We start from the raw sequence: 21721 nt of genomic DNA on the forward strand, positions 1-21721 counted from the left end.
TAACTTTCACCTGAAGTTGACATAGGTGACGGCTGTCTACTCCAACCAAAACCTATTTAGCAGCGAAGTAGGCTTCTAGTGCCTCAGAACCACCAATTAATTTACCATCGATAAACACTTGGGGAACTGTTGTCGCACCTGTAACTGCTTTTAACGACCGTGTGGTAATATCCTTACCCAAGGTAATTTCTTCGTAGTTAATGCCATGTTCCTTGAGCATCGCCTTAGCACGGGCACAGAAGGGACAACCGACTTTTGCAAACAGGGAAACTACTTCGGGCTTCACTGCTTGGGGATTGATGTATCTGAGCATTGTTTCGGCATCGGACACCTTAAAGGGATCTCCTGGCTCATCTGGCTCAATAAACATTTGGTTAATTACACTATCTTTCACCAGCATAGAATAGCGCCATGATCGCTTCCCAAATCCCACGTCTGATTTATCTACCAGCATCCCCATGCCTTCAGTAAATTCCCCATTACCATCGGGAATTAGTGTAATATTTTCTGCTTCTTGGTCTTTTGCCCATTCGTTCATCACAAAGGCATCATTGACAGAAATACAGATAATCTCATCAACACCATTTTCTTTGAGAACCCCAGCCAACTCGTTATAACCAGGGAGATGAGTTGATGAACAAGTTGGAGTATAAGCACCCGGTAAAGAGAAGACAACCACTGTCTTATCAGCAAATAGATTATCGGTTGTCACATCCGCCCAGTCGTTGTTATTGCGAGTATGGAAAGTGACATTGGGTACTCTTTGTCCTCGGCGATTGGGGAACATAATTTTGCTTGCCTTTAGTAATCAATTCCAGTCATAACCTATCATAGGAAGACTAGTATAATGTAACTATAAATCAGCTAAGAAACTTCATTAATAAATGGAGTGATCGCTGTAACAAATTCAGCGGTTGACTCATATGGTAAAACATTGCGCCCAATTATTTTTATACCTCGACCTTGAGGCAAACAGGCGAGGTAGTGAGCCAAGCGTTCATCTGGCGTTTGTTTTTTCCTTTCTTGACTAATACTCGATGCGGTTTCTCCCACAACCGCTAATGTTGGCTGCTGAATAGAGGTGAGAAAACTAATATAATCCTGTCGCCAAAACCCTGCTAAAAAAGAAAACACTGCATGGCGACTAGCAGGATTTTCTGCACCTGCAACCAATGTATTCAACCACTCTGTATCCACAGAATTTTCAGAAGCAAAGAGTTGACGAGTCGAGAAAGAATGTAAAAATTTCGGGGTGCGTGCATAGCGATAAAAAGCACTCCCAAAAGGTGAATCTAACAGATTCCAAAGGACTTTTTGCTGCCATTTTGGTGATTTATTTGTCATCAAAGCCCAGGCTGGAGGCCCAGAGAGTACAAGTCTGGCAATTAAGTTTGATTCCTTTTGGACTAATGCGAACGCAACTGGTAATAAACCACCTTGGACTACTACAATGACAGGTTTTCGGACTACTGTTTGTAAAAAGTACTGCAACTGTTCTGCCCAATCACTAGGAGTGTAAGCTATATGAGGCATATCACTTTCGCCACATCCTAGTAAATCAGGATTGTAAATTGAATTACGCTCACCTGTATTATACCATTTACGACAAAATCGCTGCCAAAATTGCCGCGACAATCCGACGCCAATCGGATGAATTAACAGTAAGGGAATACCCTCAGGTGTTGTATTAATTGGTTGATAAACTTCGTAAGCACAACGATAATTCTGCCAATTGTAAAACTGGCTAGAAGATGCTGTCAAATTGGTTGTGTTAGCTACAGCAGATGGTTGCATAATTCCTAGTTTTTAATACTTGCTAAAAAATCATCTGTGGATGAATTAACTCGTATCCAGCCTCTTTCAGCTTTTCATTCGAGACCAAAGCGTTATATGGGCGGGTACTTTTGATAGAAGTATCCCATTTAACTTTGGGTAAATTATATTTTTCAAATAGGCATTCTAGCAAGTCTCGGCTGGTGAGATGTGCATCATCTACCAGATTGTAAATCCCTTGCAAACGACGGTGACGGGCAAATTCTATCGCACTAACAATATCATCCAAATGAATCCAATTTGTGATATCCTCGCCATTACCAGGACGGGTTGCACCAGAATATCTGTTAAATATTTTCAACAGTTCCCTGTCAGTCCCATAAATTCCTCCTAAGCGGAAGATACAAACGCGGAGATTTTCGCTAGATGCTGATAGCAGCACATCCTCTGTTTTTCGGAGGATTTGTGCATTTAAATTAGGGGGTGCAAGCGGTGTTTCTTCATCTACCCATACACCATTTCTATCACCATAAACTGCATAACTCCCAGTATATATTAATTGTTTTATACTCGGAATCTGCTGCAAGGATGAAACTAAAGTTTGGGCAGTTTGTAGATAAGTTTCTTCATAAACTTCCCGATTTTTTGCACCAACACTTAAGAGTACAACATCTTGATTGTGCAAAACTGATTTTAGACTATCTCGATCATTCCCGCGGGTAACTACAACTCTTTGGGATACTGATTGTAGTGCAGTAACACGCTCAGGGGAAGTTGTGGTTACACTAACAACAAAATCCCTTTTTTGCTGCCAATATTGAGCAACTTTATAACCAACATAACCACAACCAATAATTGCAACGTTCATGACAAATTAGACGTAAATAAGTTAAACTACTCATTGAGATAATATTCTCAATTAAGGAATTGGACGTAAATAAATTTAACAGTCCAGAGCTAACAGTCAATAGTCAATAGTACAGAAAGTTTTACCTAATGACTATTTTGCTAATTCTCTCTCAATTATGGCAATTATCTCTGGTGAATTTGGCTGGACACTACTATTAAATCGAGCTATCACTTCACCTTGTTTATTGACTAAAAATTTTTCAAAGTTCCAAGCAACAGTTCCGGTTGGCTTAACAGCTTTGGTAAGTCGCTCATAAAGTGGATGCTGTTGTGAGCCTTTAGCATGAACTTTATCGAATAGTTCAAAGGTAACACCATATTTACTCGTGCAGAATTGCCCAATTTCTTGATTGCTTCCTGGTTCCTGCGCTCCAAAATCGTTACAGGGGAACCCCAAAATACGTAATCTTGCTTCCCCATACTTCTGGTTCAATTTTTCTAACCCTTCGTATTGAGAAGTATAACCACAGTAGGAAGCCACATTCACAATTAAGAGTATCTTTCCGGTGTAGTCGTTTAATTGCTTATCCTCACCATTGATGGTCTTAACTGCGATGTCCGAAATTGTGTTACTCATCTTGAATCTGATTTATAGGGAATATTGCCAAGTTTCCCATATTACAGGTACTCTAAACCCGGTTTATTTAAGGAAATTAGGTTTGTTAGCCAAGTTTCCTACTACGATTCTATTCAACTCAGGTTATAGGCTTGTATGGGAGTTTCGATAGATGTTTCCCTCACTGATTAGTGCTTAATGGACAAGGCGATGTCTAACGACTAATCAGGAGGCGGAACGTTTTTGCTCAATAGGTGCAGCTAATCAATTAAGATAGCGATCGCCTGTGAGTTTACACTTACAACCAGATTTAATTGTGTGATCACTCTTCTGTAAAGGGACTTCAAGATAATAAAATATACAGCTAATAAAATGATAATCATTATTGGTGGGGAGGAAGAGGCTGCCGACGCCAGCCTCTTCCTCCCCATTTTGTAGTAAATTTGATGATGATTGAACCTATCTCATGGTCAGCCTTCATTCAAGCATCTTTTCCAAATCTCACAGCTATATTCTCCAAATATTTGCGGAACATCCTTTGTGGGATGAAAAGTTTGGTTGGAAGAATATCTGAAATAATTTACGTCTTATTGTTCAACCAATCATCCTTTTCAATCTGATTAAACCTGGGCTCAAGGTATTTTCTATTCCCCAACTTCATAGCGGATTTTCTTACCTGATTAGCATCATGAATACATTGCACAATCATCTGTTTTTATCCCTTTTGTCAGACTTTTTCTCTTTTTCCTCTGCCTAGAGTGACAAAAGAAAGCTAAGCGATCGCCCAGGCAGAAGTGAACCACGGGTTCGTAAACGCCGTCCGAAAGCTTACCCCTTGATCACCAAACCCCGGCATGAGTTACGCAAGCAATTGCAAACTGCTTAAAGCACAAGTGTTTCTGCTTTTCTTAGTGCCATTTGGTACAAATACAAATTTTCCACGTTCCGTGAACAGTGGAAAAGTGAATTTGAATCTGGAGCGATCAAATAATTTGAGAACCTATAGGTCTGCCATCAGCCTTGCTTTTCTGAGCAAGAATGTCAGCACCGTCTCTTCATGGGCAATGATATCGACTCTTCCTTCCATACCCGACTGAATCACACATTAGTGTTGTCTCCGTCCCAGCGATCGACGCTCTGGGGCGATCGTCACCTCATAGAAGGCAGGTGCAGTGCTGCTTTGCTCGGCATCTGGAGCGGCTGCATTGGCTGGAGGTTTAACAGTATCTTCCGAGATGCGGCTGATGTGACCGTTCAGGACACCATAATCCGGATAAGGGCAGGCAGAAACCCGCATCTGTACCCGTTGACCGGGTTTGAGTTTGCTTCGATCCTGCGGCGACACGGCTGCCTTTTCTTCTAGCGGCGCATCACCCGGAACAATCTCGGCGATACTCTCGCCCACTCGCACGGTCTGACCTGGATTGCGTAAATGGAGATTGGCGACAATCCCGTCTGCGGTAGCGGCGATCGTGGTTTGGCGGAGATCCAGCTCGATTTGTTGGAGTTCGTGGTTGGCTTGCTCCTGGGCGATACGTTCAGCCGCCATTGTCACTTCTGCATGGCTGGGATTGAGCGCTGCTTCGGTGCGCTGCCGTTTGGCTTTAGCCGCTGCGACTGCCTGTTCTTGTTGCCGTACTGCTAACTCTACTTCCTCTACCTGATCACGGGAGAGCGCACCCGCTTCAGCCGCCTCCTGATAGCGGCGCTGCTTCGTCTGGGCGGCTTGTAGGGTGGCGATCGCCTGCTTCACCGTTGCCTCTGCCTCCTCCAGATCCGCCGCTGTTGTCACCTGTTTTTCTTGATAGTCCCGATCGCGCTGGCTCAGCTCTGCTTGGGCCGCTGCTACAGCCCGATCGACCCGATTGGTTTCTGCTGCGATCTGACGATTGAGGGTACTAATTTGAGCATTAATTTGCACGAGCTGGAGTTGGGCTTGCTGACGAGTGCTTTGCAGCTCACTCTTTTTCGTTTGCAGGCGAGCATCATCGATCGTGGCGATCGCCTCTCCCCGTTCTACGAGTTGATTCTCTTTGACTAAAACTTGCCTCACTGCACCTTCGGTAGCAGCTTGTACCAACCGCAATTCCCCCACCGGACGAATCGTGGCTTGCGCTTTGACAGTCATTTTGTAATGCGTAACCGCGCTCAGCGTCATGCCAATCCCCATGATGCCGACGATCACCAATCCTCCAATCTGTGTCCAACGGCTGATGGGCGGCAGAAATTCATTGTCTCGAATCGGCGGTAGAAAGTGAATCTGTTGAGTCATCAGGATTCTCGCTGGAATAAAAGGACTGGAACGAATTAATCAATGCATCGTTGCAATATCTGTTGTAATATTTTTGTGATGTCCATTACGATACTCATCAGCCGACGGCATCACGAACTGTTTTGCATCCCATACGTCATCATCCAGGAAGTCTAAGTGAGAACCTGCCTGCTGCTGTAGATCGGCGGGCGTTCCTTGAATTTTCAACCTGCCCTGTTCGAGCATGACCACCCAATCGGCACGCTGAATTACTTTCGGACGGTGGCTGATCAAAATCGTGGTTTTACCCTGGCGGTGATCAAGCAGGCGATCAAGTAATTGTGCTTCACTGACTGGATCGAGCGCCCCGGTCGATTCATCTAAGATCAAAATCGGCGGGTCAGTCACCAGGGCACGGGCGATCGCTAATCGTTGCCGCTGTCCACCGGAAAGATTCGCCCCAAATTCACCCAGCACCGTCTGATATTTGTCGGGTAAGCTGCTGATAAATTCATCGGCTCCCGCAAGCTGACAGGCGTGAACAATTTCTTCAAACGAGATATGGGGATAGCTAAAGTGAAAGTTGTCGAGAATTGATCGGCTCCAGAAATGGGGTTCCTGGGGAACGAGAACAACCTGCTGGCGCAGACAGTCCAGCGATATATCTTCCTGGTTGAAAATACCATAGCGGATATTACCCGATTGCAGCGAATATAAACCTGCCAGCAATTTGACGAGCGTACTTTTGCCACAGCCCGACTGACCCACCAGGGCGATCGTCTGTCCACCAGCAAAGGTCAGGGAAAAGTCTTGCAGCAGATCGACTCGTCCAGCGTGGTGGAAATTGAGGTTTGTGCAGGTAATATCTGCTATATCGGGTATATCTGCCCAGGGCTTTTTCTCGTCGTGGGCATCTTCGGGCGTAGCGTCGATCACTTCTGTCAGGCGCTGAATCACAACTTGGGCTTTAAGGAATTCGTCGATCAGTTTGATTGCTGAACTGAGAAAGCCTAGCAAATGCTCTCTCATGCCGCTAAACGCCAGCAGTTGACCCACCGACAGCGTTTGCCCAATCATCAGATAGCTGCCCAGCCAGAGGACAGCGATACTCGTCAGGGTAGACAGTATATTCGTGATCGTGCTGCTATACAGTTCCAGCTTCATCATGCCCCAGTCCAAATTTGCAAGGCGACCATAGTTGCTCTGATATTCCTGCCAGGCTTGAGCAGTCGCATGGGTGGTTTTGAGGACTTGCACCCCGCGAAAGGTTTCGACCAGAAAGCCCTGATTTTCTGTACCGGAGACGATTAGATTGCGCGTTTTTTGGCGCAAGGCAGGCACAAACAGCAGATTGACTAAAGCAGTCAGGGTAAAGGCAGCCAGAGAGGCCAGCGTGAGTTGCCAGCTATAGAACAGCATGAAGGCTAAAGAGATCAAAGCAATGAAAAACTGACTGGGCAAGCCCAGGACAACTTCGGACACCAGCGCATTGATCGCATCAATATCGTCAATCCGGCTGACCACCTCGCCGCTGCGCCGTCCCTCAAAGTAGCTCAAGGGCAAATGCAACAACTGCCGTCCATATTCCAGAACCAGCCCAAGCTGCAAACGTTGCCCAAAGTGACCAATCAAATGAGCCTGCACCAGCCCGATCGCACTGCTAAACAGGTTCATGGCAATTACCCCGATCGCCACAGTTGTCAGTAATTGCAGATCGCCCCGCACCAGCACATCATCGGTGAGGAGCTGCATCATCAGCGGCGAAGTCAGGGAGAGCAGACCGATCGCCACATTCATCCCAGTCGCTTGAGCCAACAGCCAGCGATAAGGGAGTACCCGCTGAATGAATCGTCCTAATCCACTGATCGTATCTTCTGGTTGCTGATAAAAGCGATTGTCGTCGGGTAACAGTAATAGCATAATGCCGTTACTCCAGCCTTCTACAAGTTCACGACGGCTGAGATACCGGATTCCCACACCCGGATCGGCAATGATATACTGCTTGCCCTTTCGCCCATGCAGCACAACCCAGTGATAGCCTTTCCAGTGGATAATTGCAGGCAGAGGGGCTTGATCCAGGCGATCGAGAAAAGCATCGCTGGCTTTCACCTGCCGCACGTTAAAACCTAATGCTTCTGCGCCCCGACTGAGTCCCAGCAGCGAGGTGCCGCGCGATCCTGTGCCGACAGCTTCACGGATGCGGCTGATGGCGAGGGTGCGTCCGTGAGTCCTGGCAATGGTGGCGAGACAGGCAGATCCGCAATCTTCTTCGCTATGTTGCAACACGCTAGGATATTTCATAGCTGAGTTCTCAACAAGGTGACACAAATAGTTGTTTAAACATCACTCAATTTTAGATTTTAGATTTACGATAGCGGAGCGTTAGCGAGTCCGCAAGCGTCTTTTGAATTAACCTCTCCTTATAAAGAAAAGGCTTAAATATTGAATTTTTTTGTTTTATTCTCTGTGAACAGAGAGGCTTGAAACCAAATATTTTAGATTTCAGATTTTCATTTAATCTAAAATTTAAAATCGCCTCGTCCAAGGAATTTTTGAGGTGATCTAGCCCTAAATCGTTGGCGTACTCGACAAGATAACCGTTCTCCAACTTTTGTTGATGGGCAAATAAAGTGTCATGCATTGACCAAAACTGTCCCTGGGCTTGGGCGGCTTCGGCGGCTTGGGCGGCCCGCTGAGCATGGGGATGAATCTGTGTTTGCGGAAAATGGCGGAAGATGAAGCATAAATAATCCTCTCCAAAAGAAGCACTAGCTCTCGTTTGATAACTTTAATCATCTTGTAAACGCCTGCACTTCTAGAGCATTGATAGTCTCCATACATCACTAGTACTACCTTGGCACTCAGCACCCCTTGAATACGATCTTGGGTTGAAGGTAGTACAAGTAAGGAACTGTGGCTACAGTCGTCGCTCATCTTTCTACATCTGTATCAAGCATGAAACCTTGCAATTAGCTTGCTCAATCAATTGACTGCATGACTATTTACATAAATTCAATATATGCTATTGCCTTCAAGCCGTCGTCTATAACGAGTTAAAATTTTTACAGTATAAATTGATAGAGCAACCATTCTATCGTGGAGTGGAAGCTTGGCTCTAACTCAAGTTAGAATCCGAATTCAATCGAAAGTACACTCTATAAATTGACAATGCCGCGTTTAACGGCAACAATCACAGCTTGGGTGCGATCGCTCACATCTAACTTATTCAAAATCCGATTTACATGAGATTTAACAGTGCCTTCACCGATACTCAAAGCAGCCGCAATATCGGCATTACTCATCCCCTGTGCCATTGAACGGAGTACTGTCAGTTCTCTTTCACTTAGTTCTGGATTGCTCATCCGCTGTACCAACTTTGCTCCCACATCAGGCGGAATATACTGCTGACCCCGATGAACAGTACGAATGGCATTCAGCAGTTCGTCGGGTTCAGTTTCTTTCAACAGGTATCCTTTTGCTCCTGCCTGCAATCCCCGATAAATATCTTCGTCACTATCATACGTTGTCAGTACAATAATCCGAGCAGATTTAGTGGTAGCACGAATTGCAGCAATGGCGGCAACTCCTTCAACTTCAGGCATTCGCAGATCCATTAGCGTTATATCCGGTTGGTGTTCCCGAAATAAGGCGATCGCCTGTTCCCCATTTTCAGCTTGTGCAATCACCCTCATATCTGGGTCACGGTTAATAATCGTGGCTAATCCTTGCCGAAAAATGGCATGATCGTCCGCAATCAGAACCCGAATTGTCATGGCTTGGCTCATTGTGATGCTCACTCAAGGGTTAACGGTAATAATAATCTCTGTTCCTTGCCCAGGTTGACTCCCAATCGTCAGTTGTGCGCCGATGCGCTCTGCCCGTTCGCTCATACCTAACAAACCAAAACCATTAGAGGATGGAACATTCCCAACTCCAAAGCCCTGCCCATTGTCTTTCACGCGTAAGCAAAACCGATCGCGATCGTATACTAGCTCTACTCGAATTTCGTCAGCATTGGCGTGTCTGATAGCATTGGTTAATGCTTCTTGCCCAATCCGCAGTAGGTTATTCTCTACTTCAGTGGGTAGAGAATACACTGCACCCTTGATCTCATAATATAAAGTGGTATCAATAGCGGCAGCTCTGATTTGAGTCACGAGACGATGTAGAGCACTCTGTAAATTGCCCTCCTCCAAAAGCTGAGGACGGAGCGCTACCACCGATCGCCGCGCTTCAGTCAGTCCAGTTCTTGCCAATTCTTTGATCAGGTCTAGATGTGCCTGAGTTGCTTCTAAATCATCCGTTAGCACCTGGTTTGCAGCTCCTACCTGAGCCAGAATGCCTGTAAACGCTTGGGCTAGTGTATCGTGAATTTCGCGTGCCATGCGGTTGCGTTCTTCCAAAATTGAGGCGGCTTCTGCTTGCTTAAGAGCCGTAATATCTCGCGACAGCCAAATCACCTGCTCGTGCCGAATCGGTGCAATGCGCGCCGAAAGCCAGGTTTCTCGTCCACCCGTCCACTGACTGTATTCAACTGTAAGTACTTGTTGGGTTCTCAGCACCTGCTGAATGTAATTTAGGAATTCATCGGCTTGTGGTTTAGCAAAGAGTTGATGCAGTGTTTTACCAATATGATCCTCGCTATATGACGGATTCCCTTCGACTCTTTCGATCACTTGTCCTTGGGCAGTGAGGACACACAGCGGATCGGGAATGGCTGCAATTAAAGTCCGTAGCTTTGTCTCTGAGGCTTGTAGAGCGGCTTCTGCTTGCTTGCGTAAGCGAAGCTCGTCGTAGACATCACTAATATCTGCAATCACTCCTTCCATGCATCCATCGGCTGCATTCAAACGAGAGGAGTAAAGTCCCCAAAACATCGTACCATCTCGTTTTCGCATCTGCACTTCAAAGTTTTGCAGTTCGCCATGACGCTTTAGTAATTCAATCGCTTGCTGGCGATCGCTGGAATTCACGTAACAGTCTGTGGTGTGTTTCAGCCCAATCATTTCTTCTGGTGAATTAAAGCCAAACAGATTAGCAAAGCGTTGATTGGCATCGAGAATTAATCCATCCGAGAGGCGGGTTCGGAAGATGCCGACCTGAGAATTTTCAAAGATATTGCGGAACTTGGCTTCACTGCGCTGTAGGGCTGCCTCGGCTTGTTTGAGCTGGGTGATGTCATTGCCAACAGATAAAATTTCCACTACCTGTCCCTGTTCATCCAAGATTGCTTGATTTGACCAGGCAACCCAAACTCGTCTACCGTCTCGACACAGGTTTTCATTCTCGGTTTGCAGGTAAGATTCAGGCAAGTGAGATTCAAGATTTTCAAACAGATTGTGGACAAATTGTTTGAGATCGCGTCCAGAGGTTTCGGTTTCTGGAACGATCGTTTCGAGTAAGGTACGCCCTAAAATCTGATGTTTTTCATAGCCAAAGAATTCCAGCCCACAATCGTTCACGTATCGAATTCGTCCTTGCGTATCAGAGCAAATAATGATTGAATTCGCAGTTTGTACTAGATTGGGATAATTCGCTTCACTTTGTCTTAATGCGGCTTCGGTTTGTATACGCTCATTGATCTCCTGCTGTAAGGCTTGAGTTCGCTCTTCTACTTTGATTTCCAGTGTTTGGGCATAGTCTTCTAACCGTTCATACAATCGAGCATTTTCCAGTGAAATCGCTGCCTGAGCAATCAACAGTTTGAGGATTTGCAAGTGATCGCTGGTAAACACTCTGGTACTGAGATTGTTCTCCAGATAAAGAATGCCAATCAACTGGCTTTGCTTAAGAATTGGCATACAGAGGAGCGATCGCGTCTGTTGGGCTTGAATATAAGGATCTAGTCGAAAAAGAAAGACGGTTCGCTGACTGCATCATCAAACATCAGAGTTTCTTGAGTGCGTTCTACCGAGTGAATGACGGAGATAGGAATCGTTGCACAGCTAGCAACAGCGCTCTTTTCCAGGTGGCACTGTCTACTCCCACTGCACTGAGCCACCACAGTGAGCCGATCGTCCTCTAGGAGAATCAGAGCGCCTGTTTCGGCTGCTGCATTTTCTATCACCACCTGCATCAACGTGGCAATTAATTGATCGAGATGGATCATTTCTGAGAGGGCTTGAGCCGCTTTCATCACCGCAGCCAAATCGATCGCCGCAGTCGGACGAGGAATTGTTTCATCGGTTAAGATAGAATTCGATTGCCGAACCAGGTTGGAATTGAATAGTTGTGGATAGCGTTTTTCTAAGTCTTTAACTTTAGCTATTGCGCCCCAGCGATCGTAGCAATAGTGAGCTTCCTTCATGTAGGTCTGGGCAATTTTTTCCCGACCTCGCGCCAGATAATGTTTCGCTGCTAATTCGTAAGCGAGTGCTTCTTCTTGAATAAACTCATGCTCAGAAGCACCCGATATAGCTCGTTTATAAAACTCTTCAGCCTCAAGAAATTTCCCTAAGATTCGCGCTTTTTTTGCCTCAATTAAATTAAATTTATGTAGATAATTCATTGGGGCATACTCTGCCCATTTTTGCATCTTTTCTTGACTGGTGCTAACATAACTTAGCCAAGCCTCTTTTTCAGAGCTTGAAGCCTTAACAAACAGGCTCAAAAGCACTAAAGAATAGTAAAAACAGAATAAAGGTAAAACCGATACCGCTGTTATCTCTTCAAAATACTGCCTGGCTAAAACAGCAGTTTGTGCAGCTTGATGATACTCCCCAAATAGATAATACAATACAATTTTGTTTAAATAGAAGTAGAGAATTCCAGTTCCGTCTTTAACTGCAATAGCGCTTGCTCTTGATCATATACGCTACCAATTAGACGGCTGGGATTCTCAGACCTATTTAACAAATTAAGAATTGTCTGCCACAACATTGCAATCCAATTAGAAGGATTTTCCCGTCTGATTTGACTGATCGCTTTGCTGTAGGTTGCCGTTTTTTCTTCCAGTTGGGTGAGTTCCTCACCCATAAAAAACGAATTATAACATGCATGAAATGCAGCATAGCCAGCAAATTCAAAGTCTCCGGTTTCCACTCCGTTTTGATAAGCATCATCCAGCATTGGTATTGTTTCCCTAAAATGTACCTTCTAGTGCATGACTAAGGCACTAAATGCCGTTAATGCTTCAACATTCCCCTTTTTGGTATTTGATTGTTCTATCAAGCCCAGAGCCAATTTGCCAAATTTATAACCGAGTTCAATGTCTTGAGCAACTCCACATAGAACAAATCCGTAGGCAGCATAACTGTGTGGCGACCAGGTAGCATTGCCGTAGTCGATCGATAAATTCACCATTTTGCAAGCAATCAGTATCATCAGTGCTGGTGACACCATAAATGCAGCAGCCACGATATTCGTCAGGATATAAATTGCTGCCAGCGGTTCTGGTGCGGTCATCTTTGGCAGATCAATTAAGTCTTTAATTTCTCGTCCAGCGAGTAGTGCAGCTGTTTCCTTCAATCCTCTTTGAACATCTAACTGACTTGGATTTTCTGGTAAGATTACTCCCAGGAGCTTTAACACTTCCAATCCAGTTTTAAGTGCTTCTTTCGGGTTGCCCTGCGACAAATATCCTTGAATTCTGCTATCGTAAACCTGCACTTTATCAACCACCGTCTTCGCGCGATCAAGTACCACTTCTACGAATTGTTCCATCTCACTAAAGCGACCGTGAAGATATGCCGCTTCTGCTGCTTCTGAGTACAGTGCCAAGGTTAGCTCATACTCGTGCCAACTCTCTGAATTGAGGAGTTTAAGCCCTGTATTGAAATACTGAAGCGCTGCTTCATAAGCCGTTGCTGATTTGGCTTTCTGACCTGCCATTAAATTCAATCTGGCAATTTCAATTCGTTCTGGCTGAGTGGTGATAAGCTCAATTCCCTGATTGAGATGATCGACGATTTCAAATAGTCTGTCTGATAATTGCTCTGGTGAAGTTTTTTCAAGTAAATTGCGACCGATTTGGAGATGAACAACTTGTTTCTGTGACTTATCAATCAAAGCATAAGCAGCTTGCTGTACGCGATCATGCAAAAACTTATACTCTTGAACTAACAAGTTTTCGTCCAATTCAGACAGGGGTTGATTAATCCAGCTTGTATTGCTGCTAGTAAATCCTGGAAAATTGCTTTCGGTGATTTTTTACAAACGATCGCTAACGTTTCTAAATCAAATTCAGCCCCGACACAAGCAGCTAGGCAAAGAATTTGCTGTGTTGCTTCCGGTAATTTCTTCAGTTGATGCAACAGCAACTCCACCACATTGTCAGTGAGATCTTGAGCTTCAATCTCAGCCAGGTTCCATTGCCAGATTAACTGTTGTGCATCAAAAGTCAACAGATTTTCGCCATACAGCATTTTCAAAAATTCACTGACAAAGAAAGGGTTACCCTCGGTTTTACATGACACAACTTGGGCTAGGGGACGAACGGTATCAGGATTGTGATGTAATGTCTCAGCTATCAATTGGCTTAACGGTTCCAGTGTTAAGGGGGTCAGGATGATTTCCTGAAGCACTGCCCCCCCTTTTCGCAGACTCTCCAGCGTCAAAACCAATGGATGCGTTGGAGTCACTTTATTATCTCGGTAGGCTCCGATCAAAAACAAATATTGAGTTTGTTCGTCGAGTAATATGAGTTCTATTAACTTCAGCGTCGCAGAATCGATCCACTGTAGATCGTCTAAGAAGATGACCAGGGGATGCTCTTTTGCACAAAACGCCCGCATAAACCTTTGAAACATTAGATTGAAGCGATTCTGTGCTTCAGTTGCTCCAACTTCTGGTACAGGCGGCTGCTTACCAATGATTAACTCAACTTCGGGGATGACATCAATGATGATTTGTCCGTTGCTTCCCAATGCCGTCAGCAGGCGCGATCGCCACTGTTGCAACTGCTCATCTGGTTCACCCAGTAGTTGCTGCACCAATTGTTGCAGGGCATGGGCGATCGCGCTGTAGGGAATATTGCGCCGAAATTGGTCAAACTTACCAGAAATAAAATAGCCGTGCTTTGCCGTGATCGGTTTATAGAGTTCCTGCACCAATGCCGTTTTGCCGACGCCAGCATAACCAGAAACGAGCATCATCGGCAACGGATGGGAAGATGTAACGGATGCGGGATCTGTGCGTCTGGTCGTCAAGCCATCCGCTTCATCCGTTACAAAATCCGTTGCAACTCTGTCAAACGCCGCCAATAATCCTTCAATCTCCGCTTCTCGTCCATACAGTTTTTGAGGAATGCAAAACTGTTCAGAAACATCTTGCAGTCCCAACGACATGGCGTTAATCTGACCCATTTCTGCCAGTTGTTGAGCGCAGCGTTCTAGATCTGCTTTGATGCCCCAGGCACTCTGATAGCGATCCTCCGCATTTTTCGCCATCAGTTTCACGATAATATCTGAAACTGCTTTGGGAATTGTTGCATTCATTTCATGAGGTGGAACAGGCGGTTTGGCAATATGGCAATAAACTAGATCCAAAATGTCGGTTGTCGGGAAAGGTAGCTGTCCAGTGAGCAGTTCATAGAACGTCACACCGAGCGAGTAAAAATCAGTGCGGTAATCGAGCAAACGATTCATCCGCCCCGTTTGCTCAGGAGAAATGTAGACAAGTGTACCTTCTAACACATGAGGACTTTTGAAGGTTGGATTTGTGCGGTTAAACTGGGTGGCAATGCCGAAATCAATGATTTTAACTACGCCCGTATCTAGATTGAAGACGATGTTGCCAGGGTTGATATCTTTGTGGATGATATTAGCATTATGAATTCCGCCCAGAATCTCTGTAATGTCAATCGCAAGACCTAGAAACGTGGACAAGTACATGGGGCAGAAATCTGGGTGCTTTTGCCTCCATAACTCTAGGGACTCTCCCCCAAAATCTTCTAAGAGAATAACTAAAGTGCGTTGATAGTTTTGCTGGCTGTATGCCTTGACAACTCCTGGGAGATTCAGAGAGCGGGTAATTTCATATTCCTGTCTGTAACAGGTTAATTCTTGAGGAGAGGGGTAATCTTGCCTAAGCAGTTTGATGGCGATCGCTTGGCGATCTTGCTCTCTGATACCTCGATACACTAGAGATGCCGAACTTTCATAGATTTTGCTGTGGATGGCAACTCCAGGTAAGGTAATCATACAACTCTCTGCCGATGAGTGTCATCAGTTGTATCGTAAAGTATATCGTTTAGATCATTTGCCAAATTTCAAAAAATAAAACAATTGGGCAAATTTGCCTGGTATTGGCTCCCCCAAACAGGTGGCTCTCTAGGGGCGGAGCAGCTGATTTATTAGCTTTACTTATGTTGCAATATCAACCCCAGTCATTTATTACTAGTAACAGGCAAAATTAATGCTGTCGAAAACAGATTTGGCGCTCGCAGACATTGCCTTACAAGTGGGTTTCTCCAGTCAAAGCCATCTGAGGCAACAGTTGAAACGCCTCACTGGGATGACACCAAAGCAAGTTCGCTAACAAACACCACAAGAATCTGACAAACTGTCATAATAATCTGAAAGAAGTTGAGCATTGGAACTCAGTACACTCCAAACAGATAAGACAAGGAGAATCCAGTGCAGCCAGCACCAGATATAGAGCAACAGACGACACAAGCTTTTGCAGATCATTTGGCACTTGTGGGCAAGGATGTTCAAGCTTGGGTAAATTTATTTGCCAAAAATGCAGTGGTTGAATTTCCATATGCTTCCACTACACCAGGACGATTAGAAGGCAAACAAGCTATTTATAACTATATGAAAGAAGTAACAGCACAGATGCAAGATTTGGTGTTTACAAATATTCGTGCTTACCCAACGTCAAACCCGAATATTCTATTTGCTGAGGTTTATGGAGAAGCCATCATTGTCGCCACAGGTCGTCACTATCAACAAAATTATCTAATGCGACTGGAAACTAAGGAAGGCAAGATCGTTCACTACCGCGAATACTGGAATCCTGTTCCCGCTCTTGAGGCATGGGGTGGCACACAAAATTTGCACCAATCTTTCAATGTAGATAGTGCAGAGTAATCCAAGGAAGAGAAAAGTATGAAAATTGTGATAGCTGCGGCCTCCAGCAATATTGGACGACGTACCGCAGAGAAAGTCGTCCAATATTGCTGGAGCCGAAACCATTCTTCTAACACGACATCCAGAGAAATTAGCTGATTTAGTGTCTATGGGTGCCACGGTGAAGCCAATCAGCAGCGATGATACCCAAGGGTTGATCGAGGCAACCCAAAATGCAGATGCTTTGTTTTGGCTAACTCCACCAAAACTTGATGCACCTAGTTTACGCGACTGGTACATTCAGACAGCAATGACTGGAGCTAGAGCAGTGCATGAAAACGGTATTAAACGAGTTGTCAACATTTCTAGCCTGGGTGCAGGTGCAGGGCCAGATTTGGGTACAGTTACATTGGTTGGAACCGTTGAATCGATCTTCAACCAAACTTACTCGAATGTGCTGCATTTGCGTCCTGGCTATTTCATGGAGAATTTTCTAGGACAACTCAAGTTTATTCAGCAAAGCAATGCCGTATATTTTTCCTATGCCAGCGATCATGATATTCCCTGGATTAGTACAGATGACATCGGTGATGAAGCTGCAAAATATTTACTTGATGACCGCTGGGCAGGACAATGGACTCGCAATCTAATGGGACCAGAAAATCTAACGCTCCTTGAAACCACTGCTGTTGTTTCGCAAGTGCTGAATCGTTCAATTGAATATGTTCAGGTGACGGTTGAATCAATCCAGCAGCAACTTGCATTGACTGGAGCGACAACGGATGTTCAACGAGAGTTAAGGAATCTGTTTCGTGCCCTTGGCAATCCTGATGGCATCTATGCGACACCACGAACACCTGAAGCAGTTACGCCAACTCGATTTGAGCAATTTGTAACTTACAAACTACTCAAACATATTCTGACTTAATAAGTAGGTCGTGGGGAAAATTTATCAGTATGTAACAAATAATTAAGCAGAAGAATTAGAGTTAAATCTTACACTCGTATGAGAAGCGATAAACCAACCCCATCTAAATTGATCGCTTGCTAGGTTAGCGAAATCTCTCCAATGGAAGAAGCATTGAGCGCAAGATCATAATTTAATTGGAAGTCTTCTAGATGAAGTTGAAACAGCATTACATTTTGCTGAAACTATGACTTGGAATAGTAAGCATCCAGTTGTTAAGTTAGTCACTGAGACTTACTCTACCGGGATGCGTCTCAGTAAAAAAGCCATGCAAGAAATTGAAAATAAAATTGAACGCTCGACTAATTTTACCCAAGATAAATTACCAAATTTAAGCAAGTGGTTTATTGATATACGTTATAGAGTAACGTAATTTTTAACAAGGTTAAACTGGCTTCATTGTTGATAGCAATTCTGCTCGCTGCACTCATTCGTTGTTCTTGAGTGTAGACATTTATCTTGCATATTTCTTGAGGGAGAAAGCGGTTGCCGACAGTAACTGCTTTCTTTATTAAAATGATTATCATTCTGATTAGCTGTATATTTTATTCTCTAGAAGTCCCAAATAGCTCGACTAATCCGCTATTTTAGGATAGATATTGGGAATCTGCGTTGCTTTTGATACAACTTTTTTGCAGAGATAAATTATGTATTATATATTATGTATTATGACTACTGCGTATACAGACAAATCTAGAGACGAAATATGGCAGGATGCTTGCGAGTATTGACCGAATAATGTCACGATCAATCTGCGTGATCTGAATCAAAGTGAAAACTTAATTTCAGCAAAACTTATTTTATCTTGTGACAATTTTATGGTTAAAGGATTAAGAGTTAGTATACTGTTATTGGCAGTTCTGGGAAATCTGGCATGGTCATTTAATGCCAAGGCTAATTTTAACGGCAAACTCACCGTGGAAATTGATGGCTTGAAGAACAAAGAAGGACAAGTATGTGCCAGTCTATTTGCAAGCAGTGAAGGATTTCCTAGCGATCGCGATCGCGTCTTACAAAAGCAGTGTACCAAGATTATTGATACTCCCTTTATCATTACCTTTGAGAACTTGAAAGCGGGTAGTTATGCCGTTGCTGTCTTCCACGATCAAAATAATGACAGCACTCTCAATAGAAATGGACTTGGTATACCAAGCGAAGGCTTTGGATTTTCCAGCAACCCAGAAATTCGCACAAGAGCGCCCAAATTTAGCGAAGCAGCATTTTTGATTGCAGGCCCAAACACTAATATCCAAATCCAATTGAAATATTTTTAGGCTGACCAAAAAGCGAAGTTGCTCTATTATGGTGAATCGTTGTGTGAATCTTCTGGTAAAGTTTGTTGTTCCGGCAAGCCACGCATTCGATTGATTTGAGTTAGAGCATATCGTGCTGTTGCTTGCACTTCGGCATCTGGGTCTTCCAGCGCATGGAGCAACATCTGACTCATTTGACCCATCATGTCATAAACACGCGTCAGATCACGGATCGCATTTTGCCGTACTTGTGGACTTTCATCTTGGATTGAAATTGCTAAAGCCCGGTTCATCGGTTTGAGTGTGCGGATGCCAATTTCTGCCAAAGCTGCCAAAATTAAGCTGCTTTCTTGAGAATCGGCATCAATCATCAGGTCAACCATAGGCTGAATTGCCCGCGAATCTCCCTGTTGACCCAAATCCCAAATAGCCTTGTGTCGCTTCGTTGGGTCAGGACTGCGTAAGTCTTGAATTAATTCGTCAACGATATTGAGTTTAACAAGCCGGGAAGTTTTTTCTGGTAGGAGTAATTGTGTGGCGAATGGTGGCGTAGCTGTTTGTGGATTAGTTACAGTCTCTGGTAAGGGTGGTGTCATCGGGTCTTTCTTAGCTTCGCTCAAACTTTTAGTATTTGATATTTCGGACTTTTGCACTTGTTTTACCTGACGAAACCACCTCAGTAGGGAAACAAGTGCGCCAATACTTCCTAGAACTCCGATGGCAAATATTAACCACCAGACAAAACCTCTCTCGGTTGGCTTGGGTTTTACAGTTGGTTTGGAAGTCGTAGCAAAAGAGGTGACAATTGGAGAGGTGATAATCTGATTTTTGGCTACCAAAGCTGCTTGCAGGCTCCCCCTAGTCGCCAGACCCATAATGCCATCTACTTGTAAACCCTTTGCTTTCTGGAATTTAGCTACAGCGATTTCCGTACTGACGTTGTACTGTCCATCTACCACGCCACTGTAGTATCCCAACTGCTTTAATTGGGTTTGTAGTCTCTGTACATCTGATTTTGGACTACCATATCTCAAAACAGCCGGACTAGCAGTAACTGTCGAACTAGCTTGTGCAAGTTCTAAAATTTCAGGTGCTAGGTTAGGTGTGGCTGTACTTGCGCGATTTGGGTAAAAACCCAAGCAAGAAAAACAGGTAAATATCAAGATTGAGGAAGGACGTAGCCTCATATTGCAAGTTTCAGCCTGAACGTGCTTTTGAAGTCTTCGATCCCACAATAACTTCAAGCTGTCCAAATGTTAACTGTTATTTGTTATTTGTCACTAGGTATTGGACATTGGTTATTAATTCTGCTCCCCTGCCCCCTGATCTTTTTCATCTCCCCTTTAACTAGTTAGGGCAAAATTTCTGGTTCAGATTCTCTGACTGTTAGGGTTATGGGGTTCAATTTTTTAGCAGATGCTTCTAAAACTGGTTGCTGTATATTAGCTTTTTCGCCGACAGTAACTGTGTCGGTTTGCGCTGCTAAAGTATCACGTTGGTTAATCAGATAGATGCTGATTAAAGTCAGGAAAACACCTACCCACTGCAACGGACTGAGGACTTCTGAGAGAAAGAGATTGCCGAATAGTAGGGCAAAGACGGGTGTGAGGAAGGTGAGAGAACTAAGACTGGTGAGACTGCCACTAGAAGCAAAGTAGAAGAATAACCCGTAGGCGATCGCACTGCCAAATACGGTAGCATAACCCAAAGCCACTAAATCAGATGCTCCTAGATTCTCCCACTGCTGGGATTCGACAACTGATGAAATTCCCCATAGTGGCAATCCACCCAAAATCATGTGCCATCCTGTGGCAGTTACTGGGTCAGCATGTCGGCACACAAACCGAATCAACACTGTTCCCACTGCCATTGATAGGGCTGCTAACAGCATTAACCACTCGCCGCGGGCAAACAAATCTTCCCAGTTGCCAATTGTGATATTTGCGCCTGAGTCGAGAAAATGTAAAATCCACTCATTAGGTAAACCAATTAAACTAATGCCTGTGACTCCTAGTCCTAGCCCCAGCCATCCCCAAAAACCAATATATTCCTGGAATAGCCACAACGACAGCAAGGCCACAGCTAAGGGTTGGGAGTCAATCATCACAGACCCTAACCCCGCACTGGTTCTGACTAATCCTTCTGCCAAAAAGCCTTGAAACAGTGTTCCATCTATCAGGGCAAATAAGGTAATCCACAGCCATGCAGCCCAACCCTTGGGCTGGGGTTTACCCATGAATGCTGCTGCAATCAAAATTAACATCCCCGCTGGTATCAGACGCACTCCCGCCATGAATAGCGGTGTGGTATGGGGTATGACTCCTTTCATGGCTACCATTGCCGTCCCCCATAGGAAAAAGGGGGCAATTAATAGCAGAGGGGCAAAGGGAAGTTGAGATGCACTGAGTTTCAGTTGCATGGGTTTGCTGATGCCTTTGTTTAACAAGCGCAAAAATTACTTTACCCAATTTTACCGAATTATGTAGTTTTGCGATCGCATAGCCCGTCGTAGACATCGCCTTTGGCGGGTGCTTTGCACCATCGCGTAACGTCTGCCAGAGCAGGAAAGAATACTCAGGTGTAACTAAGGTTGCAGGATGCGGAAGATTGTAATCAGACGGATAGCTTTAAAAAGATTTATTCAGATGACAAGCACAAACGCTTTAAATTAACCTGAGTTCGATAAACCTCTCCCTGACTCGAAACTAAAGTTCAAGTCTGTCCCTCTCCGACTCGGAGAGGGACGGTTTTGCGTAGTAAAACCTTCTTAGAGGGTTTTGGATTCAGTTCGTTAGGCAACACCACATAAGCCGTCAAACTCAGGTTGAATCAGGCAAATAGGCAGTAGTACTTATACGTATAAATACTACTGTAAAAGTCTTTTTTAAAGCTGACAATATAAATGATTGATCTCTCAGACCAGTTGACTCAATCAAATTTCTCCACCTGAACGCTTACCAGTTACACTAAATGGCTTAGATTTTCGTGAGTTGTTTGTCTGGC

At 44.4% G+C, this 21721-nt stretch carries 18 protein-coding genes and 2 pseudogenes; 5 read left to right on the forward strand and 15 right to left on the reverse strand.

The window, feature by feature from the left end:
- Positions 1-52: 52 nt before the first annotated feature.
- From V7K48_RS32660 to V7K48_RS35330, 13 genes and pseudogenes are all read right to left on the reverse strand, one after another.
- A complete protein-coding gene (locus tag V7K48_RS32660; protein WP_335079138.1) occupies positions 53-787 on the reverse strand; it encodes a glutathione peroxidase in 735 nt (244 codons plus the stop codon).
- 77 nt (positions 788-864) lie between these two features.
- Entirely contained in the window at positions 865-1794 is a 930-nt protein-coding gene (locus V7K48_RS32665; protein WP_335079140.1) for an alpha/beta fold hydrolase, read from the reverse strand.
- A 22-nt stretch (positions 1795-1816) separates the two neighbouring features.
- Positions 1817-2641, reverse strand: a complete 825-nt coding sequence (locus tag V7K48_RS32670; protein WP_335079142.1) for an SDR family oxidoreductase — start codon at positions 2639-2641, stop codon at positions 1817-1819.
- 132 nt (positions 2642-2773) lie between these two features.
- Entirely contained in the window at positions 2774-3259 is a 486-nt protein-coding gene (locus V7K48_RS32675) for a glutathione peroxidase (RefSeq protein WP_335079144.1), read from the reverse strand.
- Positions 3260-4343: 1084 nt separating this feature from the next.
- Positions 4344-5510, reverse strand: a complete 1167-nt coding sequence (locus tag V7K48_RS32680; protein WP_335079146.1) for an HlyD family secretion protein — start codon at positions 5508-5510, stop codon at positions 4344-4346.
- Between the two features lie 39 nt (positions 5511-5549).
- Entirely contained in the window at positions 5550-7790 is a 2241-nt protein-coding gene (locus tag V7K48_RS32685; protein ID WP_335079148.1) for a peptidase domain-containing ABC transporter, read from the reverse strand.
- A 259-nt stretch (positions 7791-8049) separates the two neighbouring features.
- Positions 8050-8423, reverse strand: a pseudogene (locus V7K48_RS32690) (DsbA family protein); the annotation flags it as partial.
- 221 nt (positions 8424-8644) lie between these two features.
- Positions 8645-9274 carry a response regulator transcription factor gene (locus tag V7K48_RS32695; RefSeq protein WP_335079150.1) on the reverse strand — a complete coding sequence of 210 codons (630 nt, stop codon included), beginning with the start codon at positions 9272-9274 and terminating at the stop codon, positions 8645-8647.
- Between the two features lie 12 nt (positions 9275-9286).
- Positions 9287-11290 (reverse strand): PAS domain S-box protein, encoded by a 2004-nt coding sequence (locus V7K48_RS35310; RefSeq protein ID WP_442949506.1) that lies wholly within the window; start codon positions 11288-11290, stop codon positions 9287-9289.
- A 41-nt stretch (positions 11291-11331) separates the two neighbouring features.
- On the reverse strand, positions 11332-12225 hold the full coding sequence (locus tag V7K48_RS35315) for a hypothetical protein (RefSeq protein ID WP_442949507.1): 894 nt from the start codon (positions 12223-12225) through the stop codon (positions 11332-11334).
- 11 nt (positions 12226-12236) lie between these two features.
- Entirely contained in the window at positions 12237-12557 is a 321-nt protein-coding gene (locus V7K48_RS35320; protein WP_442949508.1) for a hypothetical protein, read from the reverse strand.
- Positions 12558-12584: 27 nt separating this feature from the next.
- Entirely contained in the window at positions 12585-13565 is a 981-nt protein-coding gene (locus V7K48_RS35325) for an ATP-binding protein (RefSeq protein ID WP_442949510.1), read from the reverse strand.
- Entirely contained in the window at positions 13547-15628 is a 2082-nt protein-coding gene (locus V7K48_RS35330) for an ATP-binding protein (RefSeq protein WP_442949509.1), read from the reverse strand. Before V7K48_RS35330 ends, V7K48_RS35325 begins: the two co-directional genes overlap by 19 nt.
- A gap of 214 nt (positions 15629-15842) precedes the next feature.
- On the opposite strand from V7K48_RS35330, the gene V7K48_RS32705 reads away from it, so the two are divergent.
- The 5 genes and pseudogenes from V7K48_RS32705 to V7K48_RS32725 all read left to right on the forward strand — a co-directional run bounded on the left by V7K48_RS32705 (position 15843) and on the right by V7K48_RS32725 (position 18739).
- A complete protein-coding gene (locus V7K48_RS32705) occupies positions 15843-15965 on the forward strand; it encodes an AraC family transcriptional regulator (protein WP_335079152.1) in 123 nt (40 codons plus the stop codon).
- Positions 15966-16063: 98 nt separating this feature from the next.
- Entirely contained in the window at positions 16064-16519 is a 456-nt protein-coding gene (locus V7K48_RS32710; RefSeq protein ID WP_335079154.1) for a nuclear transport factor 2 family protein, read from the forward strand.
- Positions 16520-16571: 52 nt separating this feature from the next.
- Positions 16572-17426 carry an NmrA family NAD(P)-binding protein gene (locus tag V7K48_RS32715; protein ID WP_335079156.1) on the forward strand — a complete coding sequence of 285 codons (855 nt, stop codon included), beginning with the start codon at positions 16572-16574 and terminating at the stop codon, positions 17424-17426.
- Positions 17427-17604: 178 nt separating this feature from the next.
- Positions 17605-17838: pseudogene (locus V7K48_RS32720) on the forward strand (ISAzo13-like element ISMae28 family transposase); the annotation flags it as partial.
- Between the two features lie 445 nt (positions 17839-18283).
- A complete protein-coding gene (locus V7K48_RS32725) occupies positions 18284-18739 on the forward strand; it encodes a DUF2141 domain-containing protein (protein WP_335079158.1) in 456 nt (151 codons plus the stop codon).
- A gap of 26 nt (positions 18740-18765) precedes the next feature.
- Here the strand turns inward: V7K48_RS32725 and V7K48_RS32730 are convergent, their stop codons facing one another.
- Both V7K48_RS32730 and V7K48_RS32735 read right to left on the reverse strand, forming a co-directional pair.
- Positions 18766-19905: a peptidoglycan-binding protein gene (locus tag V7K48_RS32730; protein WP_335079160.1), complete on the reverse strand. Its 1140-nt coding sequence runs from the start codon at positions 19903-19905 to the stop codon at positions 18766-18768.
- Between the two features lie 164 nt (positions 19906-20069).
- On the reverse strand, positions 20070-21137 hold the full coding sequence (locus tag V7K48_RS32735; protein ID WP_335079162.1) for a DMT family transporter: 1068 nt from the start codon (positions 21135-21137) through the stop codon (positions 20070-20072).
- Between the last annotated feature and the right edge of the window lie 584 nt (positions 21138-21721).

This window comes from Nostoc sp. (genome assembly GCF_036919615.1).
GTDB lineage: Bacteria > Cyanobacteriota > Cyanobacteriia > Cyanobacteriales > Nostocaceae > Nostoc.

Coding starts and splice junctions, on each gene's coding strand:
- V7K48_RS32660 (WP_335079138.1), bottom strand. CDS start 787: ATGTTCCCCAATCGCCGAGGACAAAGAGTACCCAATGTCACTTTCCAT.
- V7K48_RS32665 (WP_335079140.1), bottom strand. CDS start 1,794: ATGCAACCATCTGCTGTAGCTAACACAACCAATTTGACAGCATCTTCT.
- V7K48_RS32670 (WP_335079142.1), bottom strand. CDS start 2,641: ATGAACGTTGCAATTATTGGTTGTGGTTATGTTGGTTATAAAGTTGCT.
- V7K48_RS32675 (WP_335079144.1), bottom strand. CDS start 3,259: ATGAGTAACACAATTTCGGACATCGCAGTTAAGACCATCAATGGTGAG.
- V7K48_RS32680 (WP_335079146.1), bottom strand. CDS start 5,510: ATGACTCAACAGATTCACTTTCTACCGCCGATTCGAGACAATGAATTT.
- V7K48_RS32685 (WP_335079148.1), bottom strand. CDS start 7,790: ATGAAATATCCTAGCGTGTTGCAACATAGCGAAGAAGATTGCGGATCT.
- V7K48_RS32695 (WP_335079150.1), bottom strand. CDS start 9,274: ATGAGCCAAGCCATGACAATTCGGGTTCTGATTGCGGACGATCATGCC.
- V7K48_RS35310 (WP_442949506.1), bottom strand. CDS start 11,290: ATGCCAATTCTTAAGCAAAGCCAGTTGATTGGCATTCTTTATCTGGAG.
- V7K48_RS35320 (WP_442949508.1), bottom strand. CDS start 12,557: ATGCTGGATGATGCTTATCAAAACGGAGTGGAAACCGGAGACTTTGAA.
- V7K48_RS35330 (WP_442949509.1), bottom strand. CDS start 15,628: ATGATTACCTTACCTGGAGTTGCCATCCACAGCAAAATCTATGAAAGT.
- V7K48_RS32705 (WP_335079152.1), top strand. CDS start 15,843: ATGCTGTCGAAAACAGATTTGGCGCTCGCAGACATTGCCTTACAAGTG.
- V7K48_RS32725 (WP_335079158.1), top strand. CDS start 18,284: ATGGTTAAAGGATTAAGAGTTAGTATACTGTTATTGGCAGTTCTGGGA.
- V7K48_RS32730 (WP_335079160.1), bottom strand. CDS start 19,905: ATGAGGCTACGTCCTTCCTCAATCTTGATATTTACCTGTTTTTCTTGC.
- V7K48_RS32735 (WP_335079162.1), bottom strand. CDS start 21,137: ATGCAACTGAAACTCAGTGCATCTCAACTTCCCTTTGCCCCTCTGCTA.